At 68.0% G+C, this 4,670-nt stretch carries 4 protein-coding genes; 1 reads left to right on the top strand and 3 read right to left on the bottom strand.

Translation table 11 applies throughout. The features are described 5' to 3' along the window. From V6M46_RS09395 to V6M46_RS09385, 3 genes are all read right to left on the bottom strand, one after another. A partial coding sequence (locus tag V6M46_RS09395; RefSeq protein WP_332664124.1) for a hypothetical protein occupies nucleotides 1-221 on the bottom strand: 221 nt, incomplete at its 3' end. Then, nucleotides 218-1,774, bottom strand: a complete 1,557-nt coding sequence (locus V6M46_RS09390; RefSeq protein ID WP_332664122.1) for a sugar ABC transporter ATP-binding protein — start codon at nucleotides 1,772-1,774, stop codon at nucleotides 218-220. The genes V6M46_RS09395 and V6M46_RS09390, both read right to left, overlap by 4 nt. Before the next feature lie 122 nt (nucleotides 1,775-1,896). After that, a complete protein-coding gene (locus V6M46_RS09385) occupies nucleotides 1,897-3,456 on the bottom strand; it encodes a GMC family oxidoreductase (RefSeq protein WP_332664119.1) in 1,560 nt (519 codons plus the stop codon). A gap of 142 nt (nucleotides 3,457-3,598) precedes the next feature. Here V6M46_RS09385 and V6M46_RS09380 point away from each other — a divergent pair. Next, a partial coding sequence (locus V6M46_RS09380; RefSeq protein WP_332664116.1) for an aldehyde dehydrogenase family protein occupies nucleotides 3,599-4,670 on the top strand: 1,072 nt, incomplete at its 3' end.

Here is a 4,670-nt window from a genome sequence, read left to right as displayed (position 1 = left end):
GTGATGGCGTTGGAGTTGAGGATCTGCTTCGCCGTCGTGATGTTGGGGAACGTGTCCGGCGCCCAGAACGAGAACACCACCACGATCGCGAGCCAGACATAGATCGCGCCGATCTTGTCGAATGCCATCAGATTGACCCATCGCGACGCCCCGCCGGACGTAGGTGGTCCGCTGGTCGCGCTCGGTGTTGCCACAGTCTTCTCCTCGACCTTGATGCTCACTGTCCTGCTCCTTCGATGGCTCGGATGAGCTCGTTCTTGGTCAATCCGTCCGGTTCGAGCTCTTCGGCGACGACCCCGTGTCGCAGCACGAGGATCCGCGTGGAGAGCGCCAGCAGGTCACCCTCGTCCGACGACGCCACGATGACCGTCAACCCGGCGGCAGCGAGGTCGGCGATGATCTGGTAGATCGCCACGCGCGTGCCGATGTCCACGCCTGCCGTCGGCTCGCACAGCACGAGCACGTCCGGTGAGATGGCGAGACAGCGGGCGAGGACGACCTTCTGCTGGTTGCCGCCGCTGAGGGTCGAGATGGGGGCCGACGGTCCGGTGGAGACGACATCGAGTCGCTCGCTCCACTCCTCGACCAGGCCGCGCTCCTGGCCCGCGGCCAGATGTCCACGGCGACCGAGGCTCCGCAGCGACGAGAGCGAGAGGTTCTCCCCGACCGTGAACTCCGCAATCACGCCTTCGGTCTGCCGGTCCGACGGGACGAGCGGAATGCCGAGCTGGCCCGCGTGCCGGACGTCGTGCCACTGGTCCGAGCGTCCGGGCAGCCGGATCTCACCCTCGGCGAGGGGACCGCCCTGCCCGGCCAGAACGTATGGCAGCTCGAGCGTGCCCGCACCGGCGAGACCGGCGATGCCGAGGATCTCCCCGGCACGCGCCTCGAGGTTGACCCCGCGCAGCCACTTGCCGCGCACATCCCGCGCCTCGAGCGTCACCGCGGTTTCCGTACGCGCGACGACGTCGGCGCGGAAGTCAGGGTCGACGTCGTTGCCGACCATCAGCGTCGCGAGTGCGCGGCTGTCGAGTCCGTCGATCTCGTACGTCCCGACGCGCCGGCCGCCACGCAGCACCGTGACCCGGTCGGCCAACGTGAAGATCTCGTCCATGCGGTGCGAGACGTACAGGACGCTCGTGCCGCGCTTGCGGACCTGGGTGACGACGTCGAACAGGCGCTGGACCTCGTCGTGCGGCAGGACCGCGGTCGGCTCGTCGAGCACCAGGACGCCGTCTCCGTCCCAGCCCTGCAGCGCCGCGGCGATCGCGACGACGGTCCGTTCGACCGGTGTCGCCGCGGCGAGCGGACGGTGGATGTCGAGGTCGACGTCGAACGCGGCCAGGATCCGGCGGGTCTCCGCCTCCTGCTGGCGCCACAGCACCCGGCCGCCGAAGCCGCGGGCGAAACCGCCGCGCAGCGCCAGGTTGTCCTGCGCGCTGAGCTCGAGGATCAGGCCGAGGTCCTGGTGCACGAAGCGCAGGCCGTCCGGGACCGCCTTGCCGATCTCGAACTCGGCACCGTCCATCTCGGCGAACGCTCCGGGATCGGCCGAGTGGTAGGCGGCGAGGAGCTTGATCAGCGTCGACTTGCCGGACCCGTTCTGGCCCATGAGGGCGTGGATCTCGCCGCGGGCGATCTCGATGCTGACGTCGTCGAGCGCCCGGGTGCCCGGGAACGTCTTCGAGAGGCCCTCGACACGCAGCACGGTTCCGGTCTGCGCAGGCGCCAGGGAAGTCCCACCCGCACCCACAGCATTCTCGGAAATGCTCATTCGCTGACTTCCTCTCGTTGTGACGCCGATCACTTGAACCGACTTCAGTTAGGGACTGTACAGATGCGTTTCACCGTTGGCAAGGGCTCTGCGCGGTTTCCGCTTTTCGCGGTGCGATGACCTCAGCGGCGCATCAAGGCGGCACACCGTTCGGCGATCATCATGGTCGTGAAGTTCGTCGGAACGGACGGGATCACCGGCATGATCGACGCATCGACGACCCGGAGTCCCTGCGTCCCGTGGACCGCGCCGTCCTGCCCGACAACCGCCCAGGGCAGCCCCGGATCGCCCATGCTGCAGGTGCTGACCATGTGCACGTACGTGTTCTTGGCCTCCAGCACCGCCCGACTGATGTCCCCGCGATCGACGACGTCAGGACCCGGCCACAGCTCCGCCCCGACGTACTTCTCGAGGCTCGGCGACGCGACGATCTCCCGCACGTGCGCTACACCGGCAGCCAGGCGCTTGAGGTCGTCGGGGTGGTGCATCAGGTTGAGCAGGATCTGCGGCTTCTCCAGCGGGTCGCGCGACCGGATCGACACGCTGCCCATCGAGTACGGGCGGACGAGGCCGACCGCGATGATGAGCGACCCAGGCTCGAGGGTGAACGGGATGGCATGGAGATCGGGCTCGAGGTCCGAGCCCGGGCCACCCGAGCTGAAGACCAACATGGTCTGCAGCGGCGGCAGCAGCTCGCCCATCGCGTCGGCGTCCGCCTCGTACGTCATGTAGACCAGCGGGTGGTCGCCGAGCTTCTGCCCGACGCCGTCGAGCTCCGACACGATGTCGATGCCCAGGTCGTCGAGGACGTGCTTCGGCCCGACGCCGGATCGCATGAGGATCGCGGGGCTGCCGATGCTGCCGGCCGACAGCACGACCTCGTCAGCGAACAGCTCCTCGCCCGAGACGAGCACGATCCCGATCGCGCGGGTGCCGTCGAACAGGACACGGTCGACCTGCTGGTCGTCCAGCACGGTCAGGTTCGGGCGGCCACGGGCGGCCTTGAGATACGTGACGGCAGAGCTCTGCCGCACGCCGTCGCGCTGGTTGAGCGGCACGGAACCGGCGCCGCGCTGGGAATCGCCGTTGAGGTCGGCCGTGACGGGGTGGCCCTTCTCGGCACATGCGTCGATGAATGCCTGCATGAACGGGCGCAGGCCGTTGTCGGCGGTCCAGCGGTGCACCGGCACGAGACCCTCGGTGCCGTGCCGCTCTCCCCCGATGGGATCGTTCTCGATCTTCTGCAGGTAGGGCAGGACCTCGTCCCACGTCCAGTCCGTCGCGCCGAGGCCGACCCAGCGATCCATGTCGAGCTTCGTCGGCTGCAGGGCGTTCGTCGCGTTGACCGAGGAACCGCCGCCGGTGACCTTGCCCGCGAACACCGGCAGGACGCCCTGCTCCACGATGGCGAAGTCGGGCGTGTTGGTCGACTCGGGGATGTGGTCGTCCGAGACGTATCCCCAGTCATGACTGGTGAAGCCGAACAGCCAGGCGTTGCGGACGTTGGCGGCGGCCGGATCTTCGATGTCCTCGTAGTCCGGGCCTGCCTCGACGAGCACCACCTCGATCGAGGGATCCTCAGACAGTCGGGAGGCCATGACGCAGCCGGCGGATCCACCGCCGACCACGATGACCCGTCGGCCGGAAGCTGACTGCTGGGGGGAATTCACGTTGGTGGTCATGTCGGATCCTCGTTCGTCGTGCCGGTTCTGATGTCATGAATCTAACTCAGTTCAGGAAGTACGGCAATGGGTCTTGTGGCCCACGACACATGGGGATACCGTTCTCTAAACCGAATTCACCTCATCTTGTTAGGCCTTCTCCATGGACATGCGCGATCACGACTCCTTCTTCATCGGCGGCGACTGGCACAAGGCGCAGGGCACCGGCGTTCTCGACGTCGTCTCCCCGCGATCCGAGGAGCGCATAGGGCGCGTTCCGGCCGCTGCGCGTGCGGACATCGATGCCGCCGTGGCCGCCGCACGACAGGCGTTCGACACCGGACCCTGGCCGCGTATGTCGTTGGACGAACGGGCCGGCTACCTCGAGGCGCTCGCGAGTGGCCTCGAGGCGCGCACCAAGGAGCTCGCCGAGCTCATCACGGAGGAGTCCGGCTGCACGCTGTTCCTGTCGCAGGTCTACCAGGCCGTCGCGCCGGTCATGAGCTTCAACTACAACGCAGAGCTCGGTCGCTCGCTGCAGCTGTCGGAGGTGCGGGTGAGCGACCTGTCCCCGCTGGCCGGCAAGTCCGAGGGTGGCAGCATCATCCCGATGGCCGGCAAGAGCCTGGTCCTCAAGGAAGCCGTCGGCGTGGTCGCGTCGTTCCCCGCATACAACTTCGCCCTGGCCGCGATCGGTCAGAAGGTCGCGCCCGCGCTGATCGCCGGCTGCACCGTGGTCATCAAGGTCACCGAGCCCAACCCGCTCGCGTCGTTCGTGGTCGGCGAGGTGTGCCGCGAGATCGGGCTGCCGCCCGGCGTCGTCAACATCGTGGCTGCTCGTGCCGAGGAGTCGGCCTACCTGGTCGCGCATCCCGGCGTCGACATGGTGAGCTTCACTGGATCCGCGGCGGTCGGCAGCAGGATCGCCGCCGCCTGCGGCGAGCTGATCAAGCCCTGCGTCCTCGAGCTGGGTGGCAAGTCCGCCGCGATCGTGCTGGAGGACGCCCGACTCGAGGACGTCCTGCCGATCCTCGTGGGCGCCAGCGTCGGCGTGAACGCCGGCCAGAACTGCGCCGCCCAGACCCGCATCCTCGTGCCCGAGTCGCAATACACGGCGTACGCCGACGCCCTCGCCGACGCGTTCACGTCCCTCAAGGTCGGCGACCCGATGGAGCTCGACACCGTCGTCAGTCCGCTGATCACCGCTGCCCACCGTGACCGCGTCGAGGGCTACG

This window comes from Aeromicrobium sp. (genome assembly GCF_036676885.1).
Taxonomy (GTDB): Bacteria; Actinomycetota; Actinomycetes; order Propionibacteriales; family Nocardioidaceae; genus Aeromicrobium.
The sequence above is the reverse complement of the archived record's forward strand: the minus strand, read 5'-3'. Positions and strand labels throughout refer to the sequence as shown.

Coding starts and splice junctions, on each gene's coding strand:
- V6M46_RS09385 (WP_332664119.1), bottom strand. CDS start 3,456: ATGACCACCAACGTGAATTCCCCCCAGCAGTCAGCTTCCGGCCGACGG.
- V6M46_RS09390 (WP_332664122.1), bottom strand. CDS start 1,774: ATGAGCATTTCCGAGAATGCTGTGGGTGCGGGTGGGACTTCCCTGGCG.